General features: G+C 59.5%; 17 protein-coding genes. 12 read left to right on the forward strand and 5 right to left on the reverse strand.

Annotated features, from left to right (window positions below; all coding sequences use genetic code 11):
* Positions 1-6 precede the first annotated feature (6 nt).
* Positions 7-894: a DMT family transporter gene (locus GS612_RS05705; protein ID WP_216603507.1), complete on the reverse strand. Its 888-nt coding sequence runs from the start codon at positions 892-894 to the stop codon at positions 7-9.
* 238 nt (positions 895-1,132) lie between these two features.
* On the opposite strand from GS612_RS05705, the gene GS612_RS05710 reads away from it, so the two are divergent.
* The 5 genes from GS612_RS05710 to GS612_RS05730 all read left to right on the forward strand — a co-directional run bounded on the left by GS612_RS05710 (position 1,133) and on the right by GS612_RS05730 (position 5,423).
* Positions 1,133-1,855, forward strand: coding sequence for an endonuclease/exonuclease/phosphatase family protein (locus GS612_RS05710; protein ID WP_152458217.1), 723 nt, complete (start codon positions 1,133-1,135; stop codon positions 1,853-1,855).
* Between the two features lie 65 nt (positions 1,856-1,920).
* On the forward strand, positions 1,921-2,334 hold the full coding sequence (locus GS612_RS05715) for a Fur family transcriptional regulator (RefSeq protein WP_152458216.1): 414 nt from the start codon (positions 1,921-1,923) through the stop codon (positions 2,332-2,334).
* A gap of 133 nt (positions 2,335-2,467) precedes the next feature.
* Entirely contained in the window at positions 2,468-3,346 is an 879-nt protein-coding gene (locus GS612_RS05720) for a DMT family transporter (protein ID WP_171639353.1), read from the forward strand.
* A 136-nt stretch (positions 3,347-3,482) separates the two neighbouring features.
* A complete protein-coding gene (gene eno, locus GS612_RS05725) occupies positions 3,483-4,757 on the forward strand; it encodes a phosphopyruvate hydratase (protein WP_171639354.1) in 1,275 nt (424 codons plus the stop codon).
* A gap of 501 nt (positions 4,758-5,258) precedes the next feature.
* The gene (locus tag GS612_RS05730; protein WP_171115544.1) at positions 5,259-5,423 is read left to right on the forward strand and encodes a hypothetical protein; all 165 of its coding nucleotides are present in this window, start codon (positions 5,259-5,261) and stop codon (positions 5,421-5,423) included.
* Here the strand turns inward: GS612_RS05730 and GS612_RS05735 are convergent.
* Genes GS612_RS05735 through mazG form a run of 3 tightly spaced genes read right to left on the reverse strand, consistent with a single transcriptional unit; the run spans position 5,420 to position 7,728 of the window.
* Positions 5,420-5,869, reverse strand: coding sequence for an N-acetyltransferase (locus GS612_RS05735; RefSeq protein WP_152458213.1), 450 nt, complete (start codon positions 5,867-5,869; stop codon positions 5,420-5,422). The genes GS612_RS05730 and GS612_RS05735 overlap by 4 nt on opposite strands.
* Positions 5,866-6,807 (reverse strand): nucleoside hydrolase, encoded by a 942-nt coding sequence (locus GS612_RS05740; RefSeq protein ID WP_171639355.1) that lies wholly within the window; start codon positions 6,805-6,807, stop codon positions 5,866-5,868. Before GS612_RS05740 ends, GS612_RS05735 begins: the two co-directional genes overlap by 4 nt.
* A 54-nt stretch (positions 6,808-6,861) precedes the next feature.
* On the reverse strand, positions 6,862-7,728 hold the full coding sequence (gene mazG, locus GS612_RS05745; protein WP_171639972.1) for a nucleoside triphosphate pyrophosphohydrolase: 867 nt from the start codon (positions 7,726-7,728) through the stop codon (positions 6,862-6,864).
* 66 nt (positions 7,729-7,794) lie between these two features.
* Here mazG and GS612_RS05750 point away from each other — a divergent pair, with 66 nt between their 5' ends.
* The 4 genes from GS612_RS05750 to GS612_RS05765 all read left to right on the forward strand — a co-directional run bounded on the left by GS612_RS05750 (position 7,795) and on the right by GS612_RS05765 (position 11,442).
* Positions 7,795-8,958: a M20 aminoacylase family protein gene (locus tag GS612_RS05750; RefSeq protein WP_171639356.1), complete on the forward strand. Its 1,164-nt coding sequence runs from the start codon at positions 7,795-7,797 to the stop codon at positions 8,956-8,958.
* A 12-nt stretch (positions 8,959-8,970) separates the two neighbouring features.
* Positions 8,971-9,939, forward strand: a complete 969-nt coding sequence (speB, locus tag GS612_RS05755) for an agmatinase (RefSeq protein WP_171639357.1) — start codon at positions 8,971-8,973, stop codon at positions 9,937-9,939.
* Between the two features lie 87 nt (positions 9,940-10,026).
* Positions 10,027-10,974, forward strand: coding sequence for an agmatinase (gene speB / locus GS612_RS05760; protein WP_171639358.1), 948 nt, complete (start codon positions 10,027-10,029; stop codon positions 10,972-10,974).
* Positions 10,975-11,040: 66 nt separating this feature from the next.
* Complete coding sequence (locus GS612_RS05765) at positions 11,041-11,442, forward strand: DUF1499 domain-containing protein (RefSeq protein WP_152458208.1); 402 nt, start codon at positions 11,041-11,043, stop codon at positions 11,440-11,442.
* Between the two features lie 15 nt (positions 11,443-11,457).
* On the opposite strand, the gene GS612_RS05770 is transcribed toward GS612_RS05765, so the two are convergent.
* Positions 11,458-11,739, reverse strand: coding sequence for a hypothetical protein (locus GS612_RS05770; protein WP_171639359.1), 282 nt, complete (start codon positions 11,737-11,739; stop codon positions 11,458-11,460).
* A 62-nt stretch (positions 11,740-11,801) separates the two neighbouring features.
* On the opposite strand from GS612_RS05770, the gene prfA reads away from it, so the two are divergent.
* From prfA to GS612_RS05785, 3 genes are all read left to right on the forward strand, one after another.
* Positions 11,802-12,857: a peptide chain release factor 1 gene (gene prfA, locus GS612_RS05775; protein WP_171232029.1), complete on the forward strand. Its 1,056-nt coding sequence runs from the start codon at positions 11,802-11,804 to the stop codon at positions 12,855-12,857.
* The gene (prmC, locus tag GS612_RS05780) at positions 12,854-13,699 is read left to right on the forward strand and encodes a peptide chain release factor N(5)-glutamine methyltransferase (RefSeq protein WP_171231505.1); all 846 of its coding nucleotides are present in this window, start codon (positions 12,854-12,856) and stop codon (positions 13,697-13,699) included. The genes prfA and prmC overlap by 4 nt, the downstream gene beginning before the upstream one ends.
* 241 nt (positions 13,700-13,940) lie before the next feature.
* Positions 13,941-14,519, forward strand: a complete 579-nt coding sequence (locus tag GS612_RS05785) for a DUF4167 domain-containing protein (protein WP_171639360.1) — start codon at positions 13,941-13,943, stop codon at positions 14,517-14,519.
* Positions 14,520-14,568 lie beyond the last annotated feature (49 nt).

Consider the following 14,568-nt stretch of genomic DNA (forward strand, 5'->3'; position numbering starts at 1 on the left):
CCGCGTCTATTGCCGCAGGATTTCCAACACCGCAGCGCTGACGATCAGGGTGGCGCCCAGAACCTCCCGCAGGCCAAATGGTTCTCCTGACAGGGCGGCGGCCGACGCGATGCCAACGACAACCTCGCTCATCAGCAGCAGGCCGACCTTTGCGGGGGACAGCTTGGTTGCTGGCCAGATGGTCATGTAGATCATGGGCAGGACATAAAAGGCCGACAGCAGGGCGTATCCCGCGATGCGGATCGACTCTGCGCCTGTGATGTTCGGCAGGGTTTGATCCCCAAGCATCAGCAGGCTGACAAGCGACAGCAACAACGCGCCAATCACAAAGGCAAAGATCTGACCCGAGATGGTCATGCTGCCAGTCTTGTACAGGCCCAGTGTGCCCAATGCCCAGCATATGCCCGATGCCAGCGCCAGCCAGTCGCCCAAGTTCTGCGGCCATGGCACGAACCCGGCGCCTCCGAGCACGACAAACAGCCCGCCAAGCCCGCAGATCAGGCCCATAAGGCGCATCAGGCTCAGGCGTTCTTTCAGAAATACGACGCCCAGAATCGTGCCCCAGATCGGAGTGAGATAGAACAACAGGATCGAGCGGACGACGTCGGTGTAGACAAGGCTGATCGAATACAGGCTGAATGCGGCCCCTGTGAACACTCCGCTGAGCATCAGATCGCGCCATTGCCGGGCCAGCATGCGCCTGTCGGACCAGACAAAGGGGATCAGCGCAATCAGGGCCGCGCAGTACATCGCGATCCCTGACCACGGGCCGGTAAGGCCCTGATCGTAGAAAAACCGCACCGGAATCCAATAAAGGCCCCACAGCGCGCCGCCTGTCACCAAAACGAGACTGGCCCGGGTGCTGTTGTCGGGTTGGGTCTGGCTCAGGCTCATGCGGGCCCCGCTTTGGCTGCGATGCGTTGTTGTCACCGCATCGGGATAGAGCGTTGCAGGGCCGGGGATCAAGCGGAACCTTTGCTTTGATACCAGCCAGGTTTCAATCGCCGAAACAACAGGCAGATTGCCGGGGGCGGGTGGCGTATCGGAATTGTCGCAGCAGGAAACCGAGCACAGGGGTTGCGCCTCACGTCAGGCATGGCACTTTAGGGTCAATTCATTTGGTCACGCGTTCATGCCAACTTCGTCCACGCTGCGTATCGCAAGCTACAACATTCAGAAATGCGTCGGGTTGGATTTCCGGCGTCAACCCCAACGTATTCTGCAAGTCATCGAAAACATGAAAGCGGATATCGTCGTGTTGCAGGAGGCCGACAAACGCCTGCCGCCCCGTCCGGCCGCGCTGCCGCATTTCATGTTGGACGAGGCGGGATGGCAGATCGTCGATCTGGGCGGCGCGGGAAGTCTGGGCTGGCACGGCAACGCGGTGATCTGGCGCGGAGAGGGGATCTCGGTCCGCCGAAAAGGGCATCACGAGTTGCCGGGGCTGGAGCCGCGCGGGGCGGTTCGGGTCGAGTTCGACACCCATATCGGGCCATTGCGCGTGATGGGTATGCATCTGGGGCTTCTGCCAGCGTCGCGGAGACAGCAGATTTTGCACATTCGGCGGAACGACTGGGATATGGACCAGATGCCGACAGTTTGGGCCGGTGACTTCAACGAGTGGTCACGTCAGCCAGTTCTGGATCACCTGGTCCCCGAAATGCGGTTTCTGCCCCCCAGACCAAGTTTTCCCGCCGCGCAGCCCCTGGGCGCGCTGGATCGGATCGCGCTGGGCAGCGGAATACAGGCCGTGGCGCACGGTGTTCACGACACACGTCCCGCGCATATTGCATCTGATCACCTGCCGGTCTGGGCCGATCTGACGCGCGCCAGATCAGAAGGTCGCAAAAGGTGAAATCCCTGTAGCGAAACCTGCGCAGACATATTAAGACAGACACCCGAGCAAGTCTGAGGGGCATCATGTCGGAAACGATTATTGGGCGTTGTGAAGCCAAGGGGCTGCGCATGACCGGTCAAAGAAGGGTCATCGCGCAGGTGCTGGAACAGAGCGACGACCACCCGGATGTCGAGGAACTCTATGCGCGGGCGTCTGCCGTGGACAAAGGCATTTCCATTGCAACGGTCTATCGCACGGTCAAACTGTTCGAAGAGGCTGGTATTCTGGAACGCCTTGAGTTCGGTGACGGACGGGCCCGGTACGAGGACGCCGAGCGCGATCATCACGACCACCTGATCGACATGCAGTCAGGAGAGGTTATCGAATTCGTCGACCCCGAGATCGAAGCCCTGCAGGAAAGAATCGCCGCCAAGCTTGGGTACAAGCTGAAGGGGCACCGGTTGGAGCTGTATGGCGTCCCGCTGGAAAAGGACTGACCCATCACAAAACGCGATTGATCCGCTCACTTTAATTCATCAGGCGTGACGGGAATTGTCTTGCCAGATGCCGTTGGTTGAGGTTGTTGTGCATCTACAGGCACCAGATGTGCCCTTTCCAACGGACGCGCAAATGAACAACGTAAACGGCATCCTGCTGCTCATCGGGTCGATGGCGGCCTTTGCACTTGAGGACATGTTCATCAAGCTCCTGTCCGGCTCTGTGCCGACAGGGCAGATCATGGTGTTTCTGGGCGTGTTTTGCGGGCTCGTGTTCGCCACGATGTCAGTGGTCACCCGAAAGCGGATCTTTGACCCCGTGGCATGGAAAACCCTGCCATTGATTCGCGCTGCGACCGAAGGCTTTGGCGCGGTGGCGTTCGTGACGGCGTTGTCTCTGATCGACCTGTCCACCGTTGCGGCCGTGTTTCAGGCCATGCCGCTGGTCGTCACCATGGGGGCGGCCCTGTTTCTTGGAGAGCAGGTCGGCTGGCGTCGCTGGAGCGCGATCGGTGTCGGCTTTGTCGGTGTTCTGATGATCATCCGCCCGGGGATGGAGGGCTTTCGGCCGGAATCCCTGTTTGTGGTGTTGTCCGTGGTCGCCATTGCGGCGCGCGATCTGATTACCCGCAAGCTGGACCCACGCGTGCCTTCATCCGTTGTTGCGATGCAGGCCTATATTGCGGTGGCTGTGGCCGGCCTGCTTCTGATGGTCATGTCCGGGGCATCCTTCGTGCCGGTTCAAGCCGGTCAAACGGGCCCTTATGCTGGGGCGATCGGATTTGGCGTGCTGGGCTATTACGGCATTGTCACTGCGATGAGGGTGGGCGAAGCCTCGGCCCTGATGCCGTTCCGGTACACGCGCCTTGTGTTCTCTATCCTTGCTGGAATGCTGGTGTTCGGTGAACGCCCTGATGCGCTGACAATGGCGGGGGCGACCCTGATCATCGGTTCGGGTCTTTATACCTTTGTCCGCGAACGGCGTCTGGCGCGGGAACTGGCACCCGCCTGACCTTGTTGGCGCAAACAACGAATTGTTAGCCCTAAATATCCGGGAATATGCGTGTTAGCGTTAACGGAACCGGTTTACTTTTGGCCGGTTGCTGCTATGACGCGTGCAACCGACCGCAGTCACAGGGACAGGCTTCATGAGCACCATCATCGACATCCACGCACGCGAAATTCTGGACAGCCGGGGCAATCCGACAGTCGAAGTTGACGTGATTCTGGAAGACGGCACCATGGGCCGCGCTGCCGTGCCCTCGGGCGCGTCCACCGGTGCCTATGAGGCAGTTGAAAAACGCGATGGCGACAAGGCGCGCTATATGGGCAAAGGCGTTCTGGAAGCCGTCGCCGCCGTGAACGGCGAGATTGCCGAAGAACTGGTAGGCTTTGACGCGACCGAACAGGTGGCCATTGACCAGGCCATGATCGAGCTGGACGGCACCGAGAACAAGGGCCGTTTGGGTGCAAACGCTATTCTGGGTGTCTCGCTGGCCACGGCGAAAGCGGCGGCGGATTTCACCACCCAGCCGCTCTATCGCTATGTGGGCGGCACCTCGGCGCGGGTTCTGCCGGTTCCGATGATGAACATCATCAACGGTGGCGAACATGCCGACAACCCGATCGACATTCAGGAATTCATGATCATGCCGACCGCCGCCGCGAACATTCGCGAAGCGGTGCGCATGGGGTCCGAGGTGTTCCATACGCTGAAAAAGGAACTGTCAGGCGCGGGTCTGGCGACCGGTGTGGGCGACGAGGGCGGTTTTGCCCCCAACATCGCCTCGACCCGTGAAGCATTGGATTTCATTCTGAAATCCATCGAAAAGGCGGGCTACAAGCCGGGTGAGGAAATCCACCTGGCGCTCGATTGCGCGGCGACCGAGTATTACAAAGACGGCAAATATGTTCTGTCGGGTGAGGGCACGACCCTGACATCCGAGGAAAACGCGGCTTATCTGTCTGCGCTGGTCAATGACTATCCGATCATCTCGATCGAAGACGGCATGTCCGAAGATGACTGGGATGGCTGGAAGGCCCTGACCGATGCCATCGGCGACAAGGTGCAACTGGTTGGTGATGATCTGTTCGTGACCAACCCGGAACGTCTGGCCGAAGGGATCGAACGTGGCTGTGCGAACTCGATGCTGGTCAAGGTGAACCAGATCGGCTCGCTGACGGAAACCCTGCGTGCCGTCGATATGGCGCACCGCGCGCGGTACACCAACGTGATGTCGCACCGTTCGGGCGAGACCGAGGACGCGACCATTGCCGATCTGGCCGTGGCGACGAATTGTGGTCAGATCAAAACCGGCTCGCTTGCACGATCAGACCGGTTGGCGAAATACAACCAGCTGATCCGGATCGAGGAGACGCTGGGAGAAGTGGCCGAATACGCGGGCGCGTCGATCCTGAAATAAGCATGGAATTGGGGGCCAACGGCCCCCATTTTTCAAAGTCCGGTCTCTGATCCGTCAAGCGGTCGTTCCGCCGCCCGCGCCGTAACCCCTGTGATTGATCAATTGGTGTTGTTGACCCTTCGGACCTCTTGGATTCAAGCGTTTCATTGGCCTTGAACCAGCATCTTCCGGACGATCCCGGTGAAAGTTGCGGCGGGAAACACGACTTCAGCTGATATCCACCCTTGATTGAACCTCTCTGGTTCGATCCTTCTTTGGGTTTAAGATTGCCGGGCCTGCTTGCAGTTGAAGTTGAAAGTTTTCAAGAAATCTTGGATCTTTTCGCGAAAGAGGTGTGATCCGGATTACGCAATCATTTCAATGGTTTTTGTTTCGCAGGCGTATTGCAATGGCCCTTTTGTATCAAAAAAGAATGCAAAAATCACATTATGTGTGAACTTGTTACTAAGTAAATCACAGGCACGTGATCTAATCTGGATGCATTGCAGAAAGGAGACCACGATGTCTGTATCCAAATTCCTTCTGGTAATCGCAGCAGCTTCCGTCACAGTTCTTTCCGCCTGCGCGGGTCCGGGAACCTACCCAATTACCGGAGACCCGGTCTCGGCGAATGACCCGGTACAGGACATGAACCCGGCCAATATCTTCCGCGGCGAGTCTCGTTAAAGCAACTTGCTCATCAGCATATATCTGTCGCGTGGTTTGAACCCGGTGCGCAGATAGATTTTCTGAGCGGCTTCGTTGTGTCGGTCGACTTCCAGATGAAGGGCAGTCAGCCCGGCTTCGGACAAAGCTTTGGGCAGTGCCAGCAGAACTTCGGTCGCGATGCCGCGGCCGCGAACAGCGGGTCGGATATAGATTTCGTCCACGAAACCGTCCATCCCGCCGAATTCGACGGACCAGCCGAAGGTCAAAATGATGTAGCCCAACGGCGCCCGTCCGGGGCCGATCAGATAGACACAGCCATGGGGAATACCCTCGAGCAGGGGTGTCAGAGCATTTCGGGTCTGGTCCGGGTCTTGCGTCAATCCGGCCTCGGTATGGAAGGCGGTGACCAGTGCCATCAGACGATCCAGGTCTTCGGGGCGCGCCAGGCGCAGGGCGGCGCTCATAATCTGGCCAGCCTTTCCGTCAAAAGATTGAAGAAGCCGTCGGCGTCGATTTCCCCAATGAACAGCGCATTGGGCGCGCGGTCGGTTACGCCCCACCAATCGGCGACGGTCATGCCCATTGTCAGCTCGGACTGGGTTTCAATCTCGACATTCACATGACGGCCTGAAAACAGCTCGGGCCGGATCAGATAGGCGGTCACGCAAGGGTCGTGCAAAGGCGCACCCGCGCTGCCGTATTTTTCCTTGTCGAACCTCTCAAAGAAATCGGTCATCTCGGCCACAGCGAGTCCGACTTTGTTTCCCAGAGCACGGAAAGCATCGTTGCGGGGTTTGGTGACCAGCGCCTTATGCGTGACATCCAACGGCATGACCACAATCGGCCTTCCGGATTTGAAAACGATATCAGCAGCTTCCGGGTCGACATGAATGTTGAACTCTGCTGTTGGAGTGATGTTCCCAACCTCGAAATACGCCCCGCCCATCAGAACGATTTCCTGCACCCGATCAACAATATCAGGGGCTTTGTTGAATGCGGTCGCGATATTCGTCAGAGGCCCCAGCGGGCAAAGGGTTACCGTACCCGGTTCTTCAGCGCGCAGGGTGTCGATGATGAAATCCACCGCGTGCCCCTCGGTCAACGGCATCTGCGGATCGGGCAGGTCCGGGCCATCCAGACCTGTCTTGCCATGCACATGCTCGGCCGTGACCAGCGGGCGGTTCAACGGTCTGTCGCAGCCCGCATAAACAGGTATGTCGGTCCGGCCCGCCAGTTCGCACACGATCCGAGCGTTCTTGGCGGTCAATTCAAGGGGCACGTTGCCTGCGACCGCCGTGATGCCAAGTACCTCGATGTCCTCTGGGCTGGCCAGCGCCAGCAGGATGGCGACGGCATCGTCCTGTCCGGGATCGGTGTCGATGATGATCTTGCGAGGGGGCATGGGTGTCTCCGGTGGTCGTGAAGGTGGGACACTCGCAAGTGTCGGGTGCCTTGTCTACCCGTTTCTGGGTGCGGCCATGACGTCAACCGGCGGGAGTTTGCCGTTGGCGCGATGCTCTTCGTTTTTGACCTCGTCCCAGAGCGCATCCATCTCGGCCAGATCGCTTTGCGAGGGGGTCTTTCCCCGTTCGGCCAGCCGGGCCTCGACCTGTTCAAAGCGACGGGTGAACTTGGCATTGGTGCGACGCAGGGCGGCTTCGGGTTCGATACCCAGGTGGCGGCCCAGATTGACCATCACGAACAGCAGATCGCCGAACTCATCCTCAAGCGCATCCGCGTCCATCTTGTCACGCGCCTCTTCCAGTTCGGCGGCTTCTTCGGTGATCTTGGCCAGTACGTGGCTGGCGTCGGGCCAGTCGAACCCTACGCGCGCGGCCCGTTTTTGCAGTTTGTGCGCGCGCAGCAGGGCGGGCAGGTTCGCCGCGACACCGTCCAACGCGCCTTTCTGTTCCTTGCCTGCACGCTCGGCGGCTTTAATTGCTTCCCAATCCTTGGTCTGCTGATCGGCTGACTTGTCGCGGGATTCGTCACCAAACACATGCGGATGGCGGCTGACCATCTTGTCCGACATGGTGCGGACCACGTCCTGAAAGGTGAAATGCCCGGCCTCTTCGGCCATTTGCGCGTGAAAGACAGATTGGAACAGAAGATCGCCCAGTTCTCCTTTCAGCTCATCATAAGCCTCGCGCTCAATGGCGTCGGCGACTTCATACGCCTCTTCAATCGTATAGGGCGCGATGGTCGCGAAATCCTGCTCGATATCCCACGGGCAGCCACTTTGCGGGTCGCGCAGGCGGCGCATGATTTCCAGCAAACGCTCGATACCAGCGTCGCCGTCGTGGATCAGAGGATTTTCGGCCATTGCGAACCCTTTCGTTCCGGTGTCAGATGCATCCATTCCGCAGTCCCGATCAGGAGTCCACCCCAGATGCCCGTCGTCAACCGAATTGCCGATTTCTCAGCCGATATGTCCGCATGGCGGCAGCATTTGCACACGATCCCTGAATTGGAGTTCGAGTGCTATGAGACAGCCGCCTTTGTGGCCGAGCGTCTGCGCGAGTTCGGGGTGGATGAACTACACGAAGGCATCGCCAAGACCGGAATGGTTGCGATCATCAACGGGCAGGAGGATGGCCCGACCATCGGTTTGCGCGCGGACATGGACGCTTTGCCCATCGCCGAGGAAACCGGGGTGAAGTACGCGTCGACACATCCGGGCAAGATGCATGCCTGTGGCCACGATGGGCATACGACGATGCTGCTTGGGGCTGCGCGCTATTTGGCCGAGACGCGGAATTTCCGTGGCCGCGTCGCGCTGATCTTTCAGCCTGCCGAGGAAGAAGGTGGCGGTGCTGGCGTGATGGTGGAAGAGGGCATTATGGAGAGGTTCGACATTTCTCAGGTCTATGCGCTGCACAACGCGCCGGGTTTTGCAGAAGGGGCATTTTACACCACGCCCGGGCCGATCATGGCGGCGGTTGATACATTCGAGGTACATATCCAAGGTGTCGGTGGCCACGGTGCCATGCCGCACGAGACGCGCGACCCTGTAATGGCGGCCTGTGGTATCGCGCAAGCTATTCAGACGATTGTCAGCCGCAACCACTATGCCTTGGACGATCTGGTGGTCTCTGTCACGCAAATCCACTCCGGCACGGTCAACAACGTGATTCCCGACACGGCCTATATCAATGGAACGGTACGCACGTTCGATCCGGCTGTGCAGAAAATGGTGATGGAACGAATGGAGCAGATCGTACAGGGGCAGGCGGCGTCTTATGGGGTTGAGGCGCGACTCGACTATGATGTCAACTATCCCGCAACGATCAATGATGCCGAAAAAGCCAACTTCGCTGCTGACGTGGCACGTGAGGTCGCGGGCGAGGATCGGGTGATCGCCAACGCAGGCCGCGAAATGGGGGCCGAAGATTTCTCGTACATGCTGCAGGAACGGCCCGGCGCGTATCTGTTCTTGGGGCAAGGCGAGGGGGCAGGGCTGCACCATCCCAAGTACAACTTCAACGACGATATCGCACCGGTCGGCGCGTCCTTTTTCGCACGTATCGTGGAAAAGGCGCAGCCGTTGGGCTGATGGGGTAAACAGATGGCACTGGAAGACGCAAAGAACCAGGTGGACGAGGCGTTCACCAACCCGGACCTTAAAGGGTTGTCTTATGAAAACACTTTCGGCGGGGCGACCTCGTTCCTGCGACGGCTGTACACCAAAGATCTAAGCGGCGTAGACATCGCGGTGACCGGGGTACCCTTTGATCAGGCTGTCACCAATCGCCCCGGCACGCGCCTTGGCCCGCGTGCGATCCGCGAAGCCAGCGCCCTGCAATCGCCTGACGCGCCTTATGGATGGCCTTTTGATGCCCTCAGCGAACTGGCCATCGTGGACTACGGAGATATGGCGTATGACTATGCCAATATCCCGGCCTTTCCCGACACCCTAACCGATCATATCCGCACCATTCTGGCGGCGGATGTGGCGTCCGTCACGCTGGGCGGGGACCATTATATCAGCTTCCCGATCCTGAAAGCCTATGCCGAGAAATACGGACCCATGTCATTGCTGCAATTTGATGCGCATACAGACACCTGGGCAGATGATGACATGTCCCGCGTTGACCACGGGACAATGTTCTACAAGGCGGTGAAGTCGGGGATCGTGGACCCGAAACGCTCGGTCCAGGTGGGCATTCGCACCACCAATGAGGACACACTGGGCGTCAACATAATCGACGCGCGTGAGGTTTATGAATCCGGCCCTGCTGCGGTCGCACAGAAGATCAAGGGTATACTGGGTAACAGCCCCGTTTACCTGAGCTTCGACATCGACGGGCTGGACCCTGCTTTTGCGCCGGGTACCGGCACGCCGGTCTGGGGCGGGCTCAGTTCGATCCAAGCGCAGATCATCCTGCGCGACATTGCCGGTATCAACATCAAGGGCGGAGACGTGGTCGAGGTCTCTCCGCCCTTTGACACATCCGGCGCCACGGCGATTGCGGGGGCGCATGTGGCGACGCAGATCGTCTGCCTGTTGGGGTGGAACAAGCTGGCAAAAACATAACCGTTTGGACGCGCATTAACCATTGGTTAGCCATACTTCCGGTATGTGCTGGGTAAAGAAAGTTGAAGGGATGGGGATACAACGCGCATGACTGAATTCAATCAACCGGTCAGCGGCAATGATCTGGCGCGGTTCTCGGGGCCGAATACGTTTATGCGCCTGCCCCAGGCTGCCTCGTTGGCGGGGCTGGATGTGGCGGTTCTGGGGATTCCGATGGATATCGGCACCTCGTGGCGATCGGGCACCCGGTTCGGACCCAAACAGATCCGCAGCGAAAGCGCGATGATAAGGCCCTACAACATGGCTACCTCGGCGGCTCCGTTCGACAGCTTGCAAATCGCCGACATCGGGGATCTGGCAATCAACACCTTTTCGCTTGCGGACAGCCTGAGGATCATCAGGGAAAGCTATGATGCGATCCTGGCAAAGAACGTGACCCCGGTGGCGATGGGAGGCGATCATTCGATCACCCTGCCGATCCTGCGGGCCATTGCGGCAAAGCATGGGCCGGTGGCTCTGGTGCATGTGGACGCCCATGCGGACGTGAATGACGAGATGTTCGGCGAGAAAGAGACCCACGGAACCGTCTTCCGCCGCGCCTATGAAGAGGGGCTGATTGTCCCCGACAAGACCTTTCAGATCGGCATTCGCGGATCGGGCTACGCGGCGTCGGACTTCACCGAAGCCAGGGATTGGGGCTTCCGCCAGTTCCCGGCCTGGGAGTTGTGGCAGCAGAATCTGACGCAGATCGGCTCTCAGATCCGCAAGATCATCGGGGATCATCCCGTTTATGTCACCTATGACATCGACAGCCTGGACCCGGCCTTTGCACCGGGCACGGGTACGCCAGAGATTGCTGGTTTGACCACGCCGCAGGCGCTGCAACTGATCCACGCGTTGCAGGGTGTGAATGTGGTGGGGTGTGATCTGGTCGAGGTCTCACCTCCGTATGACCCATCCGGCAACACGGCCCTGACGGCAGCCAACCTGATCTACGAGATGCTGTGCATACTGCCGGGGGTGACGTCACGGTAAACCGGCCCGGAACGGCTTGCCCCGGCGCTTGATCCGCATAGGGTTTCTGCAAGAGGGTAAAGCGGGATGAAAAAGATGGTTCTGTGGGCAGTGATCGCGCTGGTGCTTGGGCTGGGCGCTTACATCCGGCTGGCCCCGTCTGCGCCGGCCCAATGGCATATTGCACCGGTTGCAGAGGTTGATCAGGACTTGCCGGGTGGCGTTCTGCGCGTTGTTGCAACCGGCCCGGAAGGGTTGCAAAAGCTTGATCGGATCGCCCGCGCCACGCCGCGCACCTCGGTTTTGGCTGGTTCGGTCGATGAGGGCATGATCACCTATGTCACCCGCACGAAATGGATCGGTTTTCCCGACTATACCACTGTTCGGCAGGACGGCGACACGCTGCGCATCCATGGCCGTTTGCGGTTCGGTCGCAGGGATTTCGGTGTGAACAAGGCACGGGTTGATGGGTGGTTGGAGCAGATGTAACTGTTCTACCGGCGCTCAGGACGCCTCATCCTGTTCAAAGTGATCAACTGGATCGCTTTGCAATCTGGACGATAAACACCCTTCCTGCACCTCGCGCCACATGGGCACGTTCAGGGACATCTGGCATTGTGCCGTGAACATGCGGCCGTCGACTTGCAGGCAGATCATCTCACCCAGTTCGATGCGGGACCCGGACGTGTCGGTGCAATAGCAATCGCGGGTCTTGCCGTCGGGGCCGATGTAATCGGCGAAAACCGGCGTGGACGTCAGCAGCAGGGCAAGCAAAATCCGTTTCATGACAGCTAGCTTAGCACGACGTGGCCCTTGACCAAAGCCCCCGGATGATAGACACCGCCGGGATGATCCCCGAAGAACGTCTTGAACAGATCACCCAACGTTTCCAATACCTCGAAGCAGCCATGGCGGATGGCGCATCGGGCGGCGATATTGCGGCCTTGGCCAAGGAATATTCCGACCTCAAGCCCGTGGTCGATCAGATCATGGCCTGGCGCCAGCTGGTGGCAGATCTGGCTGAGGCCGAGGCGATGCTGGCCGACCCGGATATGAAGGAGTTGGCCGAAGAGGAAATTCCGGACCTGCAATCGCGCATCCCCGAGGCGGAACACGCGCTGCAACTGGCGCTGCTGCCCAAGGATGCGGCGGATGCGCGGCCGGCGATGCTGGAAATTCGCCCCGGTACCGGCGGGGACGAGGCCGCTTTGTTCGCGGGCGATCTGTTGCGTATGTATCAACGCTATGCCGAGGCCCACGGGTGGCAGTTCGAGATCATCGAAGAACAGGCTTCTGATTTGGGCGGGATCAAAGAGGTGGTGGCCCATATCAAGGGCGACAACGTCTTTGCCCGGCTGAAATACGAATCCGGCGTGCACCGCGTGCAGCGCGTGCCCGAAACCGAAAGCGGCGGGCGGATTCATACCTCGGCGGCGACCGTGGCGGTACTGCCCGAGGCCGAGGATGTCGACATCCAGATAGACGCCAATGACATCCGTATCGACACGATGCGCAGTTCCGGCGCGGGCGGGCAGCACGTGAACACCACCGACTCGGCGGTGCGGATCACACATATTCCGACGGGCTTGGTGGTAACAAGTTCCGAGAAGTCCCAGCATCGCAACCGCGAGATCGCCATGCAGGTGCTGAAGACGCGGCTTTATGACCTCGAGCGGCAGCGGATCGACAGCGAACGTTCCGCCGACCGGGCCAGCCAGGTGGGATCAGGGGATCGTTCGGAACGCATTCGCACCTATAATTTCCCACAGGGGCGGATGACGGATCACCGGATCAACCTGACGCTCTATAAACTGGATCAGGTGATGCAGGGGGATCTGGACGAAGTGATTGACGCTCTGACGGCGGATGATCAGGCCCGATTGCTGGCCGAGATGGCGCAATGATGGGGCTGCAAACAGCAGCGCAGGCCATGGTGGCCGCAACCGCGCGTCTGAGGGCCGCGGGCGTGGATGACCCGGCGCGCGATGCGCGCCTGTTGTTGGCCCATGCCGCACGGATAGAAGCCAGCCGGGTGACGCTGATTGCCCCGGAAGAGTTGCAGCCCGAGATCGCTGAACGCTATGACCAGCTGGTTTCTTTACGTGCCATTCGGGTGCCGGTGTCTCATCTTCTGGGCGAACGCGAGTTCTATGGGCGCAGGTTTCGCGTCAGTTCCGATGTTCTGGATCCACGCCCCGAGACTGAAACCTTGATCGAGGCCGCGCTGAGCGAACCTTTCGACCATGTTTTGGACCTCGGGGTCGGGTCGGGCTGTATTCTGGTCACACTGCTTGCGGAGCGCTCCAGCGCTTCAGGCCTTGGGGTCGACCTGAGTGAAGCCGCCTGTCTTCAGGCCAGCGCCAATGCCGTGCTCCACAAGGTGCAAGGACGAGCCGAGATTGCGCAGTCAAACTGGTTTGAAGACATTGAAGGCCAGTTTGACCTGATTGTTTCCAACCCACCGTATATTTCCGTAACCGAAATGAAGGATCTTTCGCCCGAAGTGCGGGAGCACGAGCCGCGCATGGCGCTGACCGATGAAGGGGACGGGCTGGGCGCGTATCGGCAGATTGCGGCCTCGGCCCCGGATTACCTGCTGCCAGGCGGGCGAATACTTGTGGAAATTGGCCCGACACAGGCAAATCTGGTGTCTGCCTTGTTTGATGCGGCGGGTTTGGCGGATATTCGCGTAATCCCCGATCTGGACGGGCGTGACCGGGTTGTCGGCGCGAAGATGCCGGGTTGAAACTGTTGTCTGAAGCCAAAAAACGCTGCCCCGAGTAAAAAAGCGTGTGAAAATTCGAGATTCCTCTTGTCTGCACGGTCAGGACATGTTTACTCAGGATTAGTCGGCGAGGTTGACGCTGTTGCAGCGCACCCCTGACGCCAAGCCCAAAAAAGTCGACATCCCGTCACGGCAAACGCCTCAGAGCAGTGCATAACACGGGTTGAGCGACAGCGCATTGATAAGGCTGACGTAAAGTAAAATGAGATCTTCCAAATCCCGCTCGCGGGCCAAGAACAACCGCAATCGTCCTTCCGGCGGTAACGTCGTGAACCGGGTTTTTGACAGCTCGGGCCCTGAAGGCAAGGTGCGTGGCACGCCGCAGCAAATCATTGATAAGTACAATCAGCTGGCGCGTGACGCTCAGCTGTCAAACGACCGCGTTGCGGCGGAAAACTTCCAGCAGCACGCAGAACATTATCTGCGCATGCTGAGTGAGGCGCAGCGCGAGATTGAAGCCCGCCGCGAAGAGCAGGAACGCCAGAACCGCGAACGCCAGGCCGAGCGTGATCGTGAGCGCGCCGAGCGCCAGGAACGTGAAGCGGCCCGACAGGCCCATCCCGCCGAAGCGCCGCAGCCGGACGTAATGGATTTCGCCGCACCGGACGCTGCTCCGGAAAGCGGTTTGGTCGAGACACCGGAAAGCAAGGGGGCCGAAGCCCCGGCGCCGGAAAAGAAGGAAAAGCCTGCGCGCAAACCGCGGGCACGCAAGCCCAAACCGGCGCCAGCGGCTGAAGATGCGCCCAAAACGGATGGCGACGCACCGGAAGCGGCTGAATAAGCCGGCATCAGAATTTGCAAAGCCCCGAGGTCAAGCCTCGGGGCTTTTT

Origin of the sequence: Ruegeria sp. HKCCD6157, assembly GCF_013110685.1 — a bacterium.
Classification (GTDB): Bacteria; Pseudomonadota; Alphaproteobacteria; order Rhodobacterales; family Rhodobacteraceae; genus Ruegeria.

Coding starts and splice junctions, on each gene's coding strand:
- GS612_RS05705 (WP_216603507.1), bottom strand. CDS start 894: ATGAGCCTGAGCCAGACCCAACCCGACAACAGCACCCGGGCCAGTCTC.
- GS612_RS05710 (WP_152458217.1), top strand. CDS start 1,133: ATGCCAACTTCGTCCACGCTGCGTATCGCAAGCTACAACATTCAGAAA.
- GS612_RS05715 (WP_152458216.1), top strand. CDS start 1,921: ATGTCGGAAACGATTATTGGGCGTTGTGAAGCCAAGGGGCTGCGCATG.
- GS612_RS05720 (WP_171639353.1), top strand. CDS start 2,468: ATGAACAACGTAAACGGCATCCTGCTGCTCATCGGGTCGATGGCGGCC.
- eno (WP_171639354.1), top strand. CDS start 3,483: ATGAGCACCATCATCGACATCCACGCACGCGAAATTCTGGACAGCCGG.
- GS612_RS05730 (WP_171115544.1), top strand. CDS start 5,259: ATGTCTGTATCCAAATTCCTTCTGGTAATCGCAGCAGCTTCCGTCACA.
- GS612_RS05735 (WP_152458213.1), bottom strand. CDS start 5,869: ATGAGCGCCGCCCTGCGCCTGGCGCGCCCCGAAGACCTGGATCGTCTG.
- GS612_RS05740 (WP_171639355.1), bottom strand. CDS start 6,807: ATGCCCCCTCGCAAGATCATCATCGACACCGATCCCGGACAGGACGAT.
- mazG (WP_171639972.1), bottom strand. CDS start 7,728: ATGGCCGAAAATCCTCTGATCCACGACGGCGACGCTGGTATCGAGCGT.
- GS612_RS05750 (WP_171639356.1), top strand. CDS start 7,795: ATGCCCGTCGTCAACCGAATTGCCGATTTCTCAGCCGATATGTCCGCA.
- speB (WP_171639357.1), top strand. CDS start 8,971: ATGGCACTGGAAGACGCAAAGAACCAGGTGGACGAGGCGTTCACCAAC.
- speB (WP_171639358.1), top strand. CDS start 10,027: ATGACTGAATTCAATCAACCGGTCAGCGGCAATGATCTGGCGCGGTTC.
- GS612_RS05765 (WP_152458208.1), top strand. CDS start 11,041: ATGAAAAAGATGGTTCTGTGGGCAGTGATCGCGCTGGTGCTTGGGCTG.
- GS612_RS05770 (WP_171639359.1), bottom strand. CDS start 11,739: ATGAAACGGATTTTGCTTGCCCTGCTGCTGACGTCCACGCCGGTTTTC.
- prfA (WP_171232029.1), top strand. CDS start 11,802: ATGATCCCCGAAGAACGTCTTGAACAGATCACCCAACGTTTCCAATAC.
- prmC (WP_171231505.1), top strand. CDS start 12,854: ATGATGGGGCTGCAAACAGCAGCGCAGGCCATGGTGGCCGCAACCGCG.
- GS612_RS05785 (WP_171639360.1), top strand. CDS start 13,941: ATGAGATCTTCCAAATCCCGCTCGCGGGCCAAGAACAACCGCAATCGT.